This is a genomic window from Novosphingobium sp., from assembly GCF_027531025.1.
Taxonomy (GTDB): Bacteria; Pseudomonadota; Alphaproteobacteria; order Sphingomonadales; family Sphingomonadaceae; genus Novosphingobium.
Map to the genome: position 1 here is coordinate 73,939 of NZ_JAPZQX010000002.1, position 16,720 is coordinate 90,658.

Consider the following 16,720-nt stretch of genomic DNA (forward strand, 5'->3'; position numbering starts at 1 on the left):
CTCCTGTTGCCATCCCTCTGCGGCAACAGGATGCACGGCATGGCGGCGGTGCTGAGGACTTGCGGCGCCTATGCCGTGCAGATTCGGTGCAGGCGCCCTATTTCGCCACGGTCCCGCTGAACAGCACCCGGCTGCCCAGCCGCGCGGCGAGCGGCTCCGGCGCAGTGTCCATCAGCGCGCGGTCGATCCGCGCAGCCCAGCTCCAGCGCGGGCGCGAGGGGAACAGGCGGCCTTCGGCGAGACCAAAGAAATCGATCCGCGCATCGCGCAGCGCGGCGCGCACGATCGCGAATTCTGCCTCGTCGATCTTGTTTTCGTCGGGCGTGATATAGGGCGTTTCGCCATCGTAGATGAAGCGCTGCAACAGCGGATAGGCGATCCGTTCCACCGGGGCACTGGTCCGGATCCGCTGGAGCAGCGAATGGGTATAGAGCTCGTCCCCGATGATCGTGCCGCCGGGCTGCATAACCCGCACCACTTCGGCCATGGTCGCGGCGATATCGACGTGGTGGAGGATGTCGACGAAGACCACCAGGTCGAAGTGATCGGCCGAATAGTCGGCCATGCTTTCGGCCGGCATGACGCGGAAGTCGATCCCGGCCTGGCCAGCCCGCCGGGCCCGTTCGCGGGCGATCTCGACCGATTCCGGCGAGAGATCGAAGGTGCTGACTTCGGCCCCCAGCATGGCCAGGCGGATCGCATCGTCACCAAAGCCGCAGCCCGGGATCAGCACCCGCTTGCCCGCCGGGCCTGCCGCCATGATCCGGTCATAGAGCGACCAGTATGCGTTCCAGGGTCGCCGCTCGCTCGACGTGATGATGTCGGTCGAGACCGGCAGGTCGATCACTTCGGCCCGCGCCGCGGCGTGGCTGCGGTGGAATTCGAGCTCGCTCAATTGCCGCGCGGTCAGGCCGGGCGGGGTCTCCGCCGCCTCGGCCGCAAGGTCAGGTTTGAGGCGCGGATCGTGCTCGGTCATGCGCCTGCCTTACCCGCCAATCCTTGCGATTAGGTATCCGGCTGAGCACAAATGACATTTCCTCCCGCTCAGTACCCCTGCGCCTGCCCGTCCTTGCGCATCTCGGTCGCCCCGATCAGCACGCCGGTCCTGGGATCGCGGGCGATCGCCTGGTAGCCGCCGAACATGGCCCCGTCCTTCACCACCTCCACCTTGTGGCCCATGGCCTTGAGCGCCGCGACGGTCGCCGCCGGGATGCCGGGTTCGACATAAAGCGTGCCGAGCGGATCGATGCTCGGCCCGGTGGTGGGCTCGGTCGGCTCGCGCCCGCCTTCGTGGTTGAGCCGCGCCGCATCGCCCGCTTCCTGCAGGTTCATGCCGTAATCTACCAGGTTGATCAGCACCTGGACATGGCCTTGCGGCTGCATCCCGCCGCCCATCAGGCCCAGTGTCATGTACGGCTGGCCATCCTTCTTCACGAAGGCCGGGATGATCGTCTGGAACGGCCGCTTGCCCGGTGCATAGGCATTGGCGTGCTTGGGATCGAGACTGTAGAGCTCGCCCCGGTCCTGGAACATGAAGCCCAGCCCATCGGGCACCAGACCGCTGCCCATCCCGCGATAGTTCGACTGGATCAGGCTGACCATCAGCCCGTCCTTGTCGACCACGGTCATATAGGTCGTGTCGCCCGATCCATCGAGCTTGGGCTCGGGCTTGGGCTCGCCGGGTGCAAACTCCGGTGTCGCCTTGTCCGGATCGATCAGGGCAAAGCGCTTGCGGCCATATTCGTCGGACAGCAGGTCCATCGGGAAGGGCGCAAAGCCCGTATCGGCATAGAACTTTGCGACGTCGGCATGGGCCAGCCGCTTCGCCTCGGTGATGTAGTGCAGCACCTGCGGGCTGCCGCGCTCCCACTGGGCGAGGTCCACGTTCTTGAGGATGTTGACCATCTGCAGCGCGGCAAAGCCCTGCGTATTGGGCGGCAGCTCGCACAGCTCGTAACCCTTGCGATAGGCCACGCAAACGGGATCGAACCAGTCGCTGCGGTGGGCGGCAAAGTCCTCAATCGTATAGGCCGAACCCTGCCGTTTCAGGTAATCGACCATCACCTGCGCGCTTTGCCCGCGATAGAACTCGTCGCGGCCATTGGTGGCGATCCGCTCCAGCGTATTGGCGAGGTCCGGGTTGCGGAACACCTCGCCCGCCTTGGGCGCGCCATTGGCGAACCAGGTGGCGCGGGCATTGGTGAAATCGAACTTGTCCGCATTGCGATCGAAATTGCGATAGGCGCGGCGGTAATACTCGGCGATAACGGGGGCGACCGGATGGCCCTCCCGCGCATAGCGGATCGTCGGGGCCAGCACGTCCTTCATCGCCAGCTTGCCGAAGCGGTCGTGCATGGTGAACCAGGCATCGACAGTGCCGGGGATAGTGACCGAGAGATGGCCCAGCGCCGGCAGGCTCTTGGCATCGTCCAGCCTGGCCTTGAGCTGCTTCAGCGTCTGCCCCTTGGGGCTGCGGCCCGACCCGTTGAGGCCGTGAAGCTTGCCGGTCCTGGGATCGTAAATGATTGCAAACAGATCGCCGCCGATGCCATTGCCGGTCGGCTCCATCAGCCCCAGCGCGGCATTGGCGGCAATCGCCGCGTCCACCGCATTGCCGCCGGCCTTCAGCACGTCGAGCGCGACCTGCGTCGCCAGCGGATGGGCCGTCGCCGCCATGCCGTTCTGCGCATAGACCGGACTGCGTGACCAGGCCGCGCCCGCCGGGCGGCCCCCTGCGCCGATCTGCTCGGCAATCGGGCGAGGCTTGGCTTCCTGCGCGGCGGCCGGCGCGGTCAGCGTGACTGCAAGAGCGGCAGCAAGGGCGATGGCGCGGGTCATGGTGGTCACTCCGGGAATTGCGTCTGGAGCGCTGACTAGGCCGCTCTGCCAGCGCCTGCAACACGGCATAATGCAGGCCATGGACCACGCCTTGGACCACTTGGACCACAGTCCAGGGACAAGAAAAACCGCCGCCCCGGCCCAGCGCGAGAATGGCGGTCGAGAGCGGGCGGCGCGGGGTGTCACGTGGCCGGATCATGCCACATTGCCGCCGTGTAGGAAAAAGGCTGGCCGCAGAGCCGGTTGCTGTTCGATCAGCGCAGGCTGGACCAGTTGCGCCCCATGACAAATGCAAAGCCGCCGACCACGGCAGCCAGCGCCAGACCCGCCGCCACCCACAGAGTAGCCGGATAAGGCCCGGTAAAGGCCAGCGCCACGCCCGCCCCGGCAATCAGCGAAAAGGCAAACAGCCAGGCCCCCGCCCGCCGCCCGCGCAGCAACAGCAGCCCCGCGATCACACCGGCCAGCTTGAGGCACCCGAAGGTCAGCCACAGGCCCGGCGCATAGCGCGGATCGCCCAGGGCCAGGCTGACGCCGTTGGCCACCACGCCAATCGTGTGCGAGCCGACGATCAGCCATGCGATCGCGCGGATTGTGCTGTTTGCGGTCATTGCAATCTCATCCCCGGCCAGCGCCGCGTCGCGCGACAACAGCATAGTGCGCGGGAAGACGAAAACGGTTCATCGCGGCCACGGTTTTTTGAGCGTGTTCCACAGCCATCAAGGGACATTGCCCAGGGCGGACACGAGGCCTATCGTCCGCGTAGCAATGTCACACCGGGAGGGTTCGTCCATGTCGCCATTCGCTGCCGACTTTCTGGAGACAAACCGCAGGCTGCTGGCGATCCTTGCGATCATCGTCTCCCTGGCAACCTGGGGTGTCGATCTGGCGCAATGGGTCTATCAATGCCCCTATTGCCGGGTGCAGCGCAGCGCCATCGGCGTGATCGGGGTGATCCTGTTGCTGCCCTGCTATCACCACTGGATCTTGCGGATGATCGGCAGCGCCGTGGGAGCGCTGGGGCTGGTCGTGGCCGCCAACCAGAACTTCAGCCATATCGCGCGCATGCAGCGGGGCAAGTTCGAGTGGGGCGACCAGTGGTTCATCCACCCGTGGCTGCTGTCCGGCTTTGCCCTGTTCATTCTCACGGCGCTGCTGATGATGCTGTGGTCGCGGCCGCAAGGCACGGCGACTGTCAGCCAGGGCGACGTCTGATAGGTCGCCGCCAGGAAGCTGAAATGCTTCGTTACGGCTGGCGCGGCCCCTTGCGGTGGGGTTTGGGCTTGCCCTTGAAGGGCGGGCGACCGCCGCCGGGGCGCGGGCCCCGGTCGTTGCCCCGATCATTGTTGCGATCCGGACGCTGCGGGCCTCTGGGCCGGTTCTCCCGCGCGGCGTCACGCGGGGTTTCGAGGGAGAGGTCGATGGTGATCCCGCTCTCGTCCTCGCTGCCGGGATTGGCGGTGCGGGCGACGGCGGCGCGGAACTTGGCTTCCAGGGCGCGGGGGATCTGGAAGAAGGTTTCGTTGGCGGCGATGCGGATCGCGCCAATCTCGTTGCGGGTCACGTGGCCGCGGCGGCAGAGCAGCGGCAGCAGCCAGCGCGGATCGGCGTTGTGGCGGCGGCCGATGTCCATCCGGAACCAGACGGTATCGTCAAAGCCTTCGCGGTGATGCACGGGCCGCGCCTGGCCATCGGGCTTCACGCGGGCCGAGAGGTCGATCAGTTCCTCGGGTTCGGGCAGACGGCTGGCATGGGCGCGGACCAGCGCGAGCGCCAGCTCCTCCGGCCCCATGGTGGCGAGCAGGCGGCCAGCGAGTTCGCTCTCGGCCTCGCTCGGCTCGATCGGCTGGGTCAGCGTGGCGATCAGGCGTTCGTGATCCTGGGCGCGGATCGCCTCGGGGCCGGGAACGTCCATCCACTCGGCATCGATCCGCGCGCCGCGCAGCATCATCTCCACCCGGCGGCGGCGCGGGTAGGGCACGATCAGGACAGCGGTGCCCTTCTTGCCCGCACGGCCAGTGCGGCCCGAGCGGTGTTGCAGCGCCTCGGCATCGCGCGGAATCTCGACGTGGATGACCAGGCTCAAGGAGGCGATGTCGATCCCGCGCGCGGCCACGTCGGTCGCCACGCAAACGCGGGCGCGCTTGTCGCGCAGCGCCTGCAGCGCCTGGTTGCGCTCGTTCTGGCTGTGCTCGCCCGACAGGGCGACGGCCGCAAAGCCACGCTCGACCAGCGTGGCGTGGAGGTGGCGGACATTGTCACGCGTGGCGCAGAACAGCATGGCCGTTTCCGCCTCGTGGAAGCGCAGCAGGTTGACCACCGCGTTCTCGATGTCGGAGGGTGAGACGGTGACCACCTGATAGGCGATGTCGCCGTGGCCCTGTTCGTCACCAACGGTGCTGATCCGCAGGGCATCGTGCTGGTAACGCTTGGCCAGCGCCACAATCGGCTTGGGCAGGGTGGCCGAAAAGAGCAGCGTGCGGCGCTCGCCGGGCGTCGCGTCGAGCAGTTCCTCAAGGTCTTCGCGAAAGCCCATGTCGAGCATTTCGTCGGCCTCATCGAGGACCACGAACTTCAGCGCCGAAAGGTCGAGCGCGCCGCGCTCCAGATGATCGCGCAGGCGGCCGGGGGTGCCGACCACGAAATGCGCTCCCTGATAGAGCGTGCGCCGTTCGCGCGAGGGATCCATCCCGCCGACGCAGGTGGCGACGGTGGCACCGGTCCCGGCGAAGAGCCAGGTCAGCTCGCGGCTGACCTGCAGCGCCAGTTCGCGGGTGGGGGCGACGACCAGCGCCAGCGGCGCGCCGGCCGGGGGCAGGGCCTGACCAGCGCCGAGCAATTCGGCACCCATGGCGAGGCCAAAGGCGACCGTCTTGCCCGAACCGGTGCGGGCCGAGACGACGAGGTCGCGGCCCTGGGCGTCGGGTTCGATCACGGCCGCTTGGACGGCGGTGAGTGCGGCACAGCCCCGCGCGGTCAGCGCGGCGGCGAGGGCGGCGGGAAGGGCGGCAAAAGGCGCAGCACCCGCTGCGCCAGGCAGCGAGCCTGCGTTTTCCATGATAGTTATGCCGCTTCTTTCTTGCGCGACGCCTTCTTGCGCTCGTGCGGGTCGAGGATCGCCTTTCGTAGCCGGACCGACTGCGGGGTCACTTCGACCATTTCATCGTCGTCGATATAGGCGATGGCCTGTTCCAGCGTCATGATCCGGGGCGGGGTGAGGCGGATCGCGTCATCCTTGCCGGTCGAGCGGAAGTTGGTCAGCTGCTTCGACTTCATCGGGTTGACTTCAAGATCGTCGGGCTTGGCGTTCTCGCCAATGATCATGCCTTCATAGATCTTGTCCTGCGGGCGCACGAACAGCACGCCGCGGTCTTCCAGGCTGTTGAGCGCATAGCCCACGGCCTCGCCCGCGCAGTTCGAGATCAGCACGCCGTTCTGGCGGCCTTCGATCTGGCCCTTGTAGGGGCCGTACTTCTCGAACAGGCGGTTCATGATCCCGGTGCCGCGCGTGTCGGACAGGAATTCGCCGTGATAGCCGATCAGGCCGCGGCTGGGGGCCGAGAAGGTGATGCGGGTCTTGCCACCGCCCGAGGGGCGCATGTCGGTCATTTCCGCCTTGCGCAGCGCCATCTTGTCGATGACCGTGCCCGAATATTCGTCGTCGACGTCGATCACGACGGTTTCATAGGGCTCGGTGCGCTGGCCGTTCTCGTCCTCGCGGAACAGCACGCGCGGGCGGCTGATGCCGAGTTCGAAGCCTTCGCGGCGCATCGTCTCGATCAGCACGCCCAGCTGCAGTTCGCCGCGCCCGGCCACTTCGAAGCTGTCCTTGTCGGCGGATTCGGTGACACGGATCGCAACGTTCGATTCCGCTTCGCGCATCAGGCGGTCGCGGATCATGCGGCTGGTCACCTTGGTGCCTTCGCGGCCGGCCATCGGGCTGTCGTTCACGGCAAAGCGCATCGACAGGGTCGGCGGATCGATCGGCTGGGCATGGAGCGGCTCGGTCACGGCCGGGTCGCAGATGGTGTTGGCCACGGTCGCCTCGGTCAGACCGGCCAGCGAGATGATGTCACCGGCGCGGGCTTCCTCGACGGGGACGCGCTCCAGCCCGCGGAAGGCCATCAGCTTGGAGGCGCGGCCGGTTTCGATCACGTTGCCCTGCGCGTCGAGCGCGTGGATCGGCGAGTTGACCTTGACCGTGCCCGACTGGACCTTGCCGGTCAGGATGCGGCCGAGGAAGTTGTCGCGATCGAGCAGGGTGACGAGGAACTTGAACGGCCCATCGACATCGGCGGCCGGGGCCGGCACGTGATCGACGATCTTCTGAAACAGCGGGGTCAGGTCACCCTCGCGGGCGTCCTGGTCCTCGCTGGCATAGCCGTTGCGGCCCGAGGCGTAGAGCACGGGGAAATCGCACTGCTCGTCGGTCGCATCGAGGCTGACGAACAGGTCGAACACCTCGTCCAGCACTTCCTGCGCGCGGCCATCGGGGCGGTCGATCTTGTTGACGACGACGATCGGCTTGAGGCCCAGCGCCAGCGCCTTGCCGGTGACGAACTTGGTCTGCGGCATGGCCCCTTCGGAGCTGTCGACCAGCAGGATCACGCCGTCGACCATGCTGAGAATCCGCTCCACCTCGCCCCCGAAGTCGGCGTGGCCGGGGGTGTCGACGATGTTGATCCGCGTACCGCTCCATTCGACCGAGGTGCACTTGGCCAGGATGGTGATCCCGCGTTCCTTTTCGAGGTCGTTCGAATCCATCGCGCGCTCTTCAACGCGTTGATTGTCGCGGAAAGTGCCCGACTGGCGGAACAGCTGGTCGACCAGCGTGGTCTTGCCGTGGTCGACGTGGGCGATAATGGCGATATTGCGCAGCGGCAGCGGGGCGGACATTTCGAGATCTCACAAAACGGGGGAGGGCGTGGCGCTTGCTGCGCCGCAACATTGCGCGCGCCCCTAGCCGATGCAGCGCCATACGGCAAGTGTAGCGGTACCTTGTAGGGTATTGATTTTTCCCAGTCCGGCCGTTAGGGGCGCGGGTCATGAACAAACTGATCCTGCGCGCCGCCCTGATCGGCGCTTCCGCCTTTCCCACAATCGCCTATGCCCAGAGCGTCCCGGTCGAGGAGGAGGCTCCGCCCGCTCCCGAAGCGGTCGAGGAAGTGGCTGACGGCAACGAGATCATCGTCACCGCGACCAAGCGCGAACAGACCCTGCAGGACGTGCCGGTGGCCGTTTCGGTGACCACCGCCGAAACCATCGAGCGCGCCCAGATTCGCGACCTGAAGGACCTGCAGACGCTGGTTCCCTCGCTGCGCGTGTCGCAGCTGCAGTCCAGCGCGAACACCAATTTCATCATCCGCGGCTTCGGCAACGGCGCCAACAACCCGGGCATCGAACCCTCGGTCGGCGTCTTCGTCGATGGCGTCTATCGCAGCCGCACCGCTGCCCAGATCGGCGACCTGCCCGATGTCCAGCGCGTTGAAGTGCTGCGCGGCCCGCAGTCGACCCTGTTCGGCAAGAACGCCAGCGCCGGCGTGATCTCGATGATCACGCGCGAACCCTCGTTCAACTTCGGCGGCAGCATCGAAGGCACCTATGGCAACTATGACGCCATGGTGCTCAAGGGCTATGTCACCGGCCCGATCACCGACACGCTGGCCGCTAGCCTCTCGGCCGGGATCAACAAGCGGGACGGCTATGTCACCGACCTGGGCTACAATGGCGACAGCAACGAGCGCGACCGCTGGTTCGTGCGCGGCCAGCTGCGGTTCGAGCCGACCGACGCGCTCAAGATCCGCCTGATCGCCGATTACGACAAGATCGATGAAGTCTGCTGCGCCGTGGTCAACGTCCGCCGGTCGGGCGCGACCGCCGCGATCGAGGCCCTGGGCGGCCGGGTCAACAATGCGGCGACCCCGTTCGCCGATGTGACCTATTCGAACTTCCCCTCGACCAACAAGATCGAGAACTGGGGCCTTTCGGGCCAGGTCGATTACCAGGTCGGCCCGCTCAAGCTGACCTCGATCACCGCCTATCGCAACAGCGCCAGCCTGACCAACCAGGATTCCGACTTCACCAGCGCCAACCTGATCGGTCAGAACGTCGGCGATGTGGAGCTTGATACCTTCACCCAGGAACTGCGGCTCAATGCCAACTTCCTGAACGTGGTCGATATCATGCTGGGCGGGTTCTATTTCGACGAGAAGGTCAAGTTCAAGAACTCGCTGACCTATGGCACGCAGTTCCGGCCCTATGCCGATCTCCTGTCGGGTGGGGCGATCGCGCAGCTTGAATCGCTGATTCTCGGCGTGCCGGTCGGTACCTTCCAGCGGCCGGGCCAGGGCGTGTTCGATGACTTCACCATGGACAACACCGCCTGGTCGGTGTTCGGCAATATCGACGTCCAGCTGGGTGACCGCTTCACCCTGACCCTGGGGGCCAACTACACCAAGGACAAGAAGGACGTCTCCAGCCGGACCGTCAGCACCGATACCTTTTCGGCGCTCGATTTCGTGGCGATTGGCGGCGGCGTGATCCGCAACACCGTGATCGCCCAGCAGGTCGGCGCAGCGCTCAGCCTGTCCGGCCCGGCCAACGCGACCCAGATCGCCACTTTCGCCGGTGCCCAACCCGCGATCTACAACGCGATCGTGACCGGGGCGACCAGCTTTGCCAATGCCAATGCGGCCAACCCGGCGGTCAACCCGCTGCTGGGCCTGCGCCCGCTGCAGTTCCTGCCGCCGTTCCTGAACATCCCGAACGCGGTGGAAAGCGGCAAGACCCGCGACGGCAAGTGGACCTGGACCGCGCGGCTGGCGATGGACGTGACCGACAGCCTCAACGCCTATGTGTCCTACGCCACCGGGTTCAAGGCCAGCTCGTTCAACCTCTCGCGTGACAGCCGCCCGCTGGCGAGCGACCTGCCCGCGCTGCGGACTGCCGGGCTGACCGTGCCGAACCTGACCACCGGTTCGCGTTTTGCCGGGCCGGAAAATGCCAAGGTGATGGAACTGGGGCTCAAGGCCAACTGGGGCATTGCCAGCGCCAACCTGACGCTGTTCAAGCAGACCATCACCGGCTTCCAGTCGAACGTCTTCACCGGAACCGGCTTTGCCCTGGCCAATGCCGGCAAGCAGTCGACCGTCGGGGTCGAGTTCGACGGGATGGTCAAGCCGACCAAGTCGCTCTCGCTGAACCTGGCGCTGGTCTATCTCGATCCGCAGTATGACAGCTTTGTCGCTTCGGCGCTGGGTGACCTGTCGGGCACCCGGCCGGCCGGGATCCCGGGCCTGTCGACCACCATCGGCGCGCAGTGGAACAAGGAACTGGCCAATGGCGACCGCCTGATCCTGCGCAGCGATTGGCACTACGAATCCCCGGTCCAGGTGATCGAGGGTCTGCCGGGCTTTATCCAGCGCAATGCCCTTGGCCAGGTGACCTCCTACCAGCCTGCCTTCGATGCCGCGCGTCCGTTCCGCCGCGAGGTGAGCGAGATCAGTGCATCGGCGACCTATGCGCTGATGAATGGTCTGGAATTCACCGTGTGGGGCCGCAACCTCACCAACAACCGGTACATCATCCAGATCTTCGACTCGGTTGCCCAGTCGGGTTCGGTCTCGGCCTATCCCAACCAGCCGCGCACTTATGGCGCGTCGGTGCGGTTCAAGTGGTAAGCTGAAAAAGCCGGTCGGAAATGAACGCCGGAAATGAAGAAGGGGGCGGTGCAGATCGCCCCCTTATTCATTGGCTCTTCACAGTGGCATGCCTATAACCGGGACATGACCTTGCGTTTTCGCGCCCTAGCCGCGCTCGCCCTGCTGCTGCCGCTGTCTGTCCAGGGCGTCCAACCGCTCCTTGCCCAATCAGCCCCGAAGGCGGAAGCTGCCGCCAAGACCCCCTGGCTCTATCGTGGCAGCGACGTGCCGCAGGACAAGGAATGGGTGTTCGGCGAGCTGCCCAACGGGGTGCGCTATGCCCTGCGCAAGAACGGTGTCCCGCAGGGGCAGGTCGCGATCCGGATTCGCATGGACGTGGGCTCGCTGCACGAGGCGGATAACGAGCGCGGCTATGCCCACCTGCTGGAGCACCTGGTCTTCCGCCAGTCGCGTTACCTGGCCGAAGGGGCGGCGATCCCCACCTGGCAGCGGCTGGGCGCAACCTTCGGCAGCGATACCAATGCCGAAACCAGCCCGGTTGCCACCACCTTCAAGCTCGACCTGCCCAATACCACGCCGGACAAGCTCGACGAATCGCTTAAGCTGCTGTCGGGCATGATGATTGCCCCGGCGCTGACCGAGGCCAATGTCCGCACCGAGGTGCCGATTGTCCTCGCCGAAAAGCGCGAGCGCGGCGGCACCGGCGAACGCGTGGCCGAAGCGACGCAGCAGACCCTGTTTGCCGGACAGCGGCTGGCCGTGCGCCAGGTGATCGGCACGACCGAGGCGCTCCAGGCCGCCAGCCAGGCCAGCGTCCGGGCCTTTCACACCCGCTGGTACCGGCCCGAGAACGCGGTGATCGTGATCGCTGGCGATATCGAGCCGGCGCTGATGGAAGCAATGGTGCGGCGCCACTTTGCCGATTGGCCGGTCACCGGCAAGCCCACGCCGGCGCCGCCGTTTGGCGATCCGGTCGCCCCGGCCGGGGCCGATCCCGCCAACCCGGTGGGCGAGACCCGCGTGCTGGTCGAACCCGAACTGCCGCGCGGCATCACCTATGCCGTGCTGCGGCCCTGGCGGCAGGTGCAGGATACCATTGTCTACAACCAGGGGCTGATGCTCGATTCGCTGGCCCAGGCGATCATCAACCGCCGGCTCGAGGCGCGGGCCCGGGCCGGGGGCAGCTTCCTGTTCGCCCAGGTCGGGCAGGAAAAGGTCAGCCGCTCGGCCGACGCCACCTTTGTCTCGATAACGCCGTTGAGCGAGGACTGGACCAAGTCGCTGACCGAAGTGCGCGGGGTGATCGCCGATGCCCTGGCCACGCCGCCCAGCGAGGACGAGATCGAGCGCGAAGTGGCCGAATTCAGCGTTGCCTTTGAAAGCTCGGTCGAGCAGCGCCGCCTGCTGGCCGGGGCCAAGCTGGCCGATGACCTGGTGACTGCGGTCGATATCCGCGAAACCATTGCCTCGCCCGAAACGGTGCTGGACATCTTCAACCGTTCGCGCGCGCTGTTCACGCCGGAAGCGGTGCACCGTCATACCCGGCGGCTGTTTACCGGCGCGGTGACCCGCGCGGTCTATGTCACCCCGCAGGCCGGTGAGGCCGAGGCGACCCAGCTGGCCGCGGCCCTGGCCCGCCCCGCAGTGCCCGATGATCGCGCCCGCCCGGGCGGCAAGCCGATCTCGTTTGCCGACATGCCGCCGCTGGGCGAGCCGGGCCAGCTGGTGGCCGAAACGCCGACCGGCCTGCTGGGGATCGAACAGCTCGAATTCGCCAACGGCGTGAAGGTGCTGCTCTGGCCGACCACCGACGAGCCGGGCCGGGTCTCGGTCAAGGTCCGGTTCGGTGCCGGCTATCGCGCATTCAGCAGCGGCGATGCGGCCTATATCGCGCTGGGCGACATGGCGTTGGTCGGGTCTGGCCAGGGCACGCTCGGCCAGGAAGAGCTCGACCGGATCAGCACCGGGCGCAAGATGGGCTACGATTTCGAGATCGGCGATTCCTCGTTCCAGTTCTCGGCCGATACCCGCTCGGCCGATATGACCGACCAGCTCTACCTGTTCGCGCAGAAGTTCGCCCAGCCGCGCTGGGATGCGAACCCGGTGCTGCGGGCCAAGGCGGCGGCGCGGCTGCGCTATGAAAGCTTTGCCGCATCACCGCAGGGCGTGCTGGAACGCGATCTGGAGTTCCTCCAGCGCGGGCGCGATCCGCGTTTCCGCACCGCGACCCCGCGCGAGGTCGAGGCGGCAACCCCGGCCGGCTTCCGCCAGGTCTGGCAGCCGATCCTCGAACGCGGCCCGATCGAAGTGCAGCTGTTCGGCGATTTCACCCGCGAGGCGGCGATTGCCGCGCTGTCGCGCAGCTTTGGCGCGCTGGCACCGCGCCAGCCGCTGGGCCAGGGCCTGCAACCGGCGCGGGTCCCGACCCTGCCGGCTTCGGCCCGCCCGATCGTGCTCGATCATCGCGGCGATCCCTCGCAGGCGGCGGCGCTGATCGCCTGGACCACCGGCGGCGGCATGGCCGGCATTTCGGAAAGCCGCCAGCTCGAGATCCTGTCCAACCTGTTCCAGAACCGATTGATGGACGCGATGCGCGAAAAGCTGGGCGCGGCCTATGCCCCGCAGGTGTTCAACAGCTGGCCGCAGGACCTGGAGAACGGCGGGGCGATGACCGCTATGGCCCAGCTGGCGCCCAAGGACGTGCCGGTGTTCTTCGCCACGGCCGAGGAAATCGCCGCCAACCTGATCGCCAGCCCGCCCAGCGCCGACGAGCTGGAGCGGGTAATCGAACCGCTGCGCCAGCAGATCTCGCGCGCCAGCACCAGCAGCGCCTTCTTCATGTTCCAGCTGGAAGGGGCCACGGCCGAACCGGCCAAGTTCGGCGCGCTGCGCACCCTGCTGCCCGATTACACCCGCACCACGCCCGAGGCGATGCAGGCGCTGGCCCGCAAGTACCTTGGCCCGGGCCGGTCGTGGCGGGCGGCGGTGCTGCCGCAGGGACCGGCATCAGCCGTCGCCGCGACCGAGAGCGAGGCCATGGCCGCCGCGGCCGCAATGCAGTCCGAGCGGCAGACCGAGGGCCGCTGATCGGTAACAATATTTCCTTTTGAGGGCGATCGGCTTTTCGTCTTTTGCAATTGCGAACAGACGGCGCTATGGCGCGCGGCCTGGAAGGAGCAAGACAAGTGGCAAGCAACTGGACCCCCGAAAGCTGGCAATCGCGTGAGGCACGGCATCTGCCGGTCTATCCCGATGCCGCGGCGCTTGGCCGGGTAACGGACACGCTCACCACTTTTCCGCCGCTGGTCTTCGCCGGCGAGGCGCGCGCGCTGAAGGCCGATCTGGCCCAGGTCGCGGCGGGCAAGGGCTTCCTGCTGCAGGGCGGGGACTGCGCCGAAAGCTTTGCCGAATTCCACCCCAACAACATCCGCGATACCTTCCGCGTGCTGCTGCAGATGGCGGTCGTGCTGACCTTTGCCAGCAAGCAGCCGGTGATCAAGGTGGGCCGCATGGCCGGCCAGTTCGCCAAGCCGCGCTCATCGCCGGTCGAGGTGATCGACGGGGTCGAACTGCCGAGCTACCTGGGTGACAATATCAACGGGATCGAGTTCACGCCGGAAGCCCGCATTCCCGATCCGCAGCGGCTGCTCCAGGCCTATTCGCAGTCGGCCGCCACGCTCAACCTGGTTCGCGCCTTCTCGACCGGGGGCTATGCCAACCTGCGCCAGGTCCATCAGTGGACACTCGATTTCATGGGCCGCTCGCCCTGGGCTGACAAGTTCGCCGAAGTCAGCAGCCGGATCGGCGAGGCGCTGGACTTCATGGAAGCCTGCGGGATCGATCCGCGCACCGTGCCGCAGCTGCAGGGCACGAGCTTCTACACCAGCCACGAGGCGCTGCACCTGCCCTATGAGCAGGCGATGACCCGCCAGGATTCGCTGACCGGGGACTGGTACGATACCTCCGCCCACATGCTGTGGATCGGCGATCGCACGCGCTTCGAGGGATCAGCTCATGTCGAGTTCCTGCGCGGTGTGGGCAATCCGCTGGGCATGAAGTGCGGTCCCTCGCTCTCGCCCGACGAGCTGCTGCGCCAGCTTGACCTGCTGAACCCCGGCCGCGAGGCGGGCCGCATCACCCTGATCAGCCGCTTCGGCGATGACAAGGTGGAAGCCGGCCTGCCGCCGCTGGTCCGCGCGGTCCAGCGCGAAGGGCACCCGGTGGTCTGGTCGTGCGATCCGATGCACGGCAACGTGATCAAGGCGGAAAGCGGCTTCAAGACGCGTCCGTTCGACCGGATCCTGCGCGAAGTGCGGGGCTTCTTCGCGGTCCACCGCGCCGAAGGCACCCATGCGGGCGGCATCCACATCGAGATGACCGGGCAGGACGTGACCGAATGCGTCGGCGGGGCCATCGCGATCAGCGATGAACGGTTGGCCGATCGCTATCACACCCACTGCGATCCGCGGCTCAACGCGGCGCAGTCGCTCGAACTCGCGTTCCTGCTGGCCGAAGCGCTCAACCTCGAAGCCGGCGAACGCGCCCAGCGCGCGGCGTGATTACCCGCGAACTGCTGGGCAGCGCCCAGGTGCCGGGCGGCGAGGAGCTGAAACTCTTCGCCCACGGCCGCGATTTCATGATCGTGATGGGCCACAACGAGCTGATGAGCACGCGCATGCGCGGCTCGGAAGAGGCCCTGGCGACGATGACGCTCGACCGGCTGAAGGGGCGCTCCGCACCGAACCTGCTGATCGGTGGCTATGGCATGGGCTTTACCCTGCGCGCCGCGCTGGCCCGGCTCGGTCCGCAAGGGCGGGTCACCGTGGCCGAGCTGGTGCCGGAAATCATCCAGTGGGCGCGCGGGCCGATGGCCGAGGTCGCCGCCGGCTGCCTTGACGATCCGCGCGTCCGGCTGGTGATGGACGATGTCGGCGATGCGATCCTGCTCGCGCCCGAACCGTTCGACGCGATCCTGCTCGATGTCGACAACGGTCCGGACGGCCTGGTCCGGCCGGAAAACAATCGGCTTTACGGCAAGGCGGGCCTGCACAATGCCCGCAAGGCCCTGGCCCCCGGCGGGGTGCTGGCGATCTGGTCAGCCGAACGCGACGACAAATTTGTCCGCCGCATGGAAAGCGTCGGGTTCGAGGTCGAGGAAGTCGAGGTTCGTGCCCGCTATGATGCCAATGGCAAGGGCAAGGGCCCCCGCCACGTCATCTGGTTCGCGCGCGAAGCGGCCTAGGGCAACAGCAGCGTCGATCCCACCGTCCGGCGCGCTTCAAGGTCGATGTGCGCCTGGGCCGCGTCGGTCAGGGCATAGGTCTGGCCGATCGACACCTTGAGCACGCCCTCGGCTACCATTTCCCAGACCCGGGCCGAACCGGCGCGGGCTTCATCGGGGTTGCGGTAATAGTCATAGACGCCGGGGCGGGTGACATAGAGCGAGCCGCGCGTGGCGAGATCGCGCAGGGCGACGCCGGTTACCGGGCCGCTGGCATTGCCGAAGCTCGCAATCGTGCCGCGCGGGGCCATGCAATCGAGCGAGGTGCGCCAGCTGGCCGCGCCGACCCCGTCATAGGATACGGCCACGCCCTTGCCGCCGGTGGCCTCGCGCACCTTGGCGACAAGGTCCGGATCGTCAGCAAGGAACACCAGTTCAGCCCCGCAAGCCTGGGCCAGCGCGACCTTGTCGGGCGAACCGACCGTGCCGATCACCCGCACGCCGCGTGCCTGCAGCCATTGCAGCAGCAATTGCCCGACGCCGCCGGCCGCCGCCGGGACCAGCGCCCAGCCGCCCGGCGCAACCGGAGCGCAGCGTTCGGCCAGCATTTCGGCCGTCGCGCCTTTCAGGAACACGGCGGCAGCGGTCTGCGCATCGACGCTATCGGGCAGGGCATAGACATCGCGCGCCGCGACGATCCGCGCCGTGGCATAGGCCCCCGGCGCACCGCCAAAAGTGGCCGCGCGCATGCCCGGCGCAACGTGGGTGACGCCTTCGCCCACTGCCTCGACCACCCCGGCGGCTTCGAAGCCCAGCCCGGTCGGCAGCTTGGCCGGATAGAGCCCGGTGCGGATATAGGTGTCGATGAAGTTCAGCCCCACCGCTTCGTGCCGCATCAGCACTTCACCGGGGCCGGGGGCGGGCAGATCGACGTTCCGCCACTGGATCACCTCGGGGCCGCCATTGGCTTCGATAAAGGCCTGGACTGCTTGCATGATCG

General features: G+C 67.0%; 11 protein-coding genes. 5 read left to right on the forward strand and 6 right to left on the reverse strand.

Annotated features, from left to right (window positions below; genetic code table 11):
• Positions 1 to 97 precede the first annotated feature (97 nt).
• From O9281_RS00865 to O9281_RS00875, 3 genes are all read right to left on the reverse strand, one after another.
• Positions 98 to 976 (reverse strand): class I SAM-dependent methyltransferase, encoded by an 879-nt coding sequence (locus tag O9281_RS00865; protein WP_298181812.1) that lies wholly within the window; start codon positions 974 to 976, stop codon positions 98 to 100.
• Positions 977 to 1,044: 68 nt separating this feature from the next.
• Complete coding sequence (gene ggt / locus O9281_RS00870; RefSeq protein WP_298181814.1) at positions 1,045 to 2,838, reverse strand: gamma-glutamyltransferase; 1,794 nt, start codon at positions 2,836 to 2,838, stop codon at positions 1,045 to 1,047.
• Between the two features lie 254 nt (positions 2,839 to 3,092).
• Positions 3,093 to 3,449 carry a hypothetical protein gene (locus O9281_RS00875; protein WP_298181816.1) on the reverse strand — a complete coding sequence of 119 codons (357 nt, stop codon included), beginning with the start codon at positions 3,447 to 3,449 and terminating at the stop codon, positions 3,093 to 3,095.
• Between the two features lie 181 nt (positions 3,450 to 3,630).
• Between O9281_RS00875 and O9281_RS00880 the strand changes: the two genes are divergently transcribed.
• Positions 3,631 to 4,053, forward strand: a complete 423-nt coding sequence (locus O9281_RS00880; RefSeq protein WP_298181817.1) for a hypothetical protein — start codon at positions 3,631 to 3,633, stop codon at positions 4,051 to 4,053.
• A gap of 31 nt (positions 4,054 to 4,084) precedes the next feature.
• Here the strand turns inward: O9281_RS00880 and O9281_RS00885 are convergent, their stop codons facing one another.
• Positions 4,085 to 5,896, reverse strand: coding sequence for a DEAD/DEAH box helicase (locus tag O9281_RS00885; protein WP_298181819.1), 1,812 nt, complete (start codon positions 5,894 to 5,896; stop codon positions 4,085 to 4,087).
• 5 nt (positions 5,897 to 5,901) lie between these two features.
• On the reverse strand, positions 5,902 to 7,734 hold the full coding sequence (typA, locus tag O9281_RS00890; RefSeq protein ID WP_298181821.1) for a translational GTPase TypA: 1,833 nt from the start codon (positions 7,732 to 7,734) through the stop codon (positions 5,902 to 5,904).
• 149 nt (positions 7,735 to 7,883) lie between these two features.
• On the opposite strand from typA, the gene O9281_RS00895 reads away from it, so the two are divergent.
• The 4 genes from O9281_RS00895 to O9281_RS00910 all read left to right on the forward strand — a co-directional run bounded on the left by O9281_RS00895 (position 7,884) and on the right by O9281_RS00910 (position 15,741).
• Positions 7,884 to 10,517: a TonB-dependent receptor gene (locus O9281_RS00895; RefSeq protein ID WP_298181823.1), complete on the forward strand. Its 2,634-nt coding sequence runs from the start codon at positions 7,884 to 7,886 to the stop codon at positions 10,515 to 10,517.
• 105 nt (positions 10,518 to 10,622) lie between these two features.
• Positions 10,623 to 13,586, forward strand: coding sequence for a pitrilysin family protein (locus tag O9281_RS00900; protein ID WP_298181825.1), 2,964 nt, complete (start codon positions 10,623 to 10,625; stop codon positions 13,584 to 13,586).
• Positions 13,587 to 13,684: 98 nt separating this feature from the next.
• Positions 13,685 to 15,058: a class II 3-deoxy-7-phosphoheptulonate synthase gene (locus O9281_RS00905; protein ID WP_298181827.1), complete on the forward strand. Its 1,374-nt coding sequence runs from the start codon at positions 13,685 to 13,687 to the stop codon at positions 15,056 to 15,058.
• Entirely contained in the window at positions 15,055 to 15,741 is a 687-nt protein-coding gene (locus O9281_RS00910) for a spermidine synthase (protein WP_298181829.1), read from the forward strand. Before O9281_RS00905 ends, O9281_RS00910 begins: the two co-directional genes overlap by 4 nt.
• Here O9281_RS00910 and O9281_RS00915 read toward each other — a convergent pair.
• Positions 15,738 to 16,715, reverse strand: a complete 978-nt coding sequence (locus tag O9281_RS00915) for a quinone oxidoreductase (protein WP_298181831.1) — start codon at positions 16,713 to 16,715, stop codon at positions 15,738 to 15,740. The genes O9281_RS00910 and O9281_RS00915 overlap by 4 nt on opposite strands.
• Positions 16,716 to 16,720 lie beyond the last annotated feature (5 nt).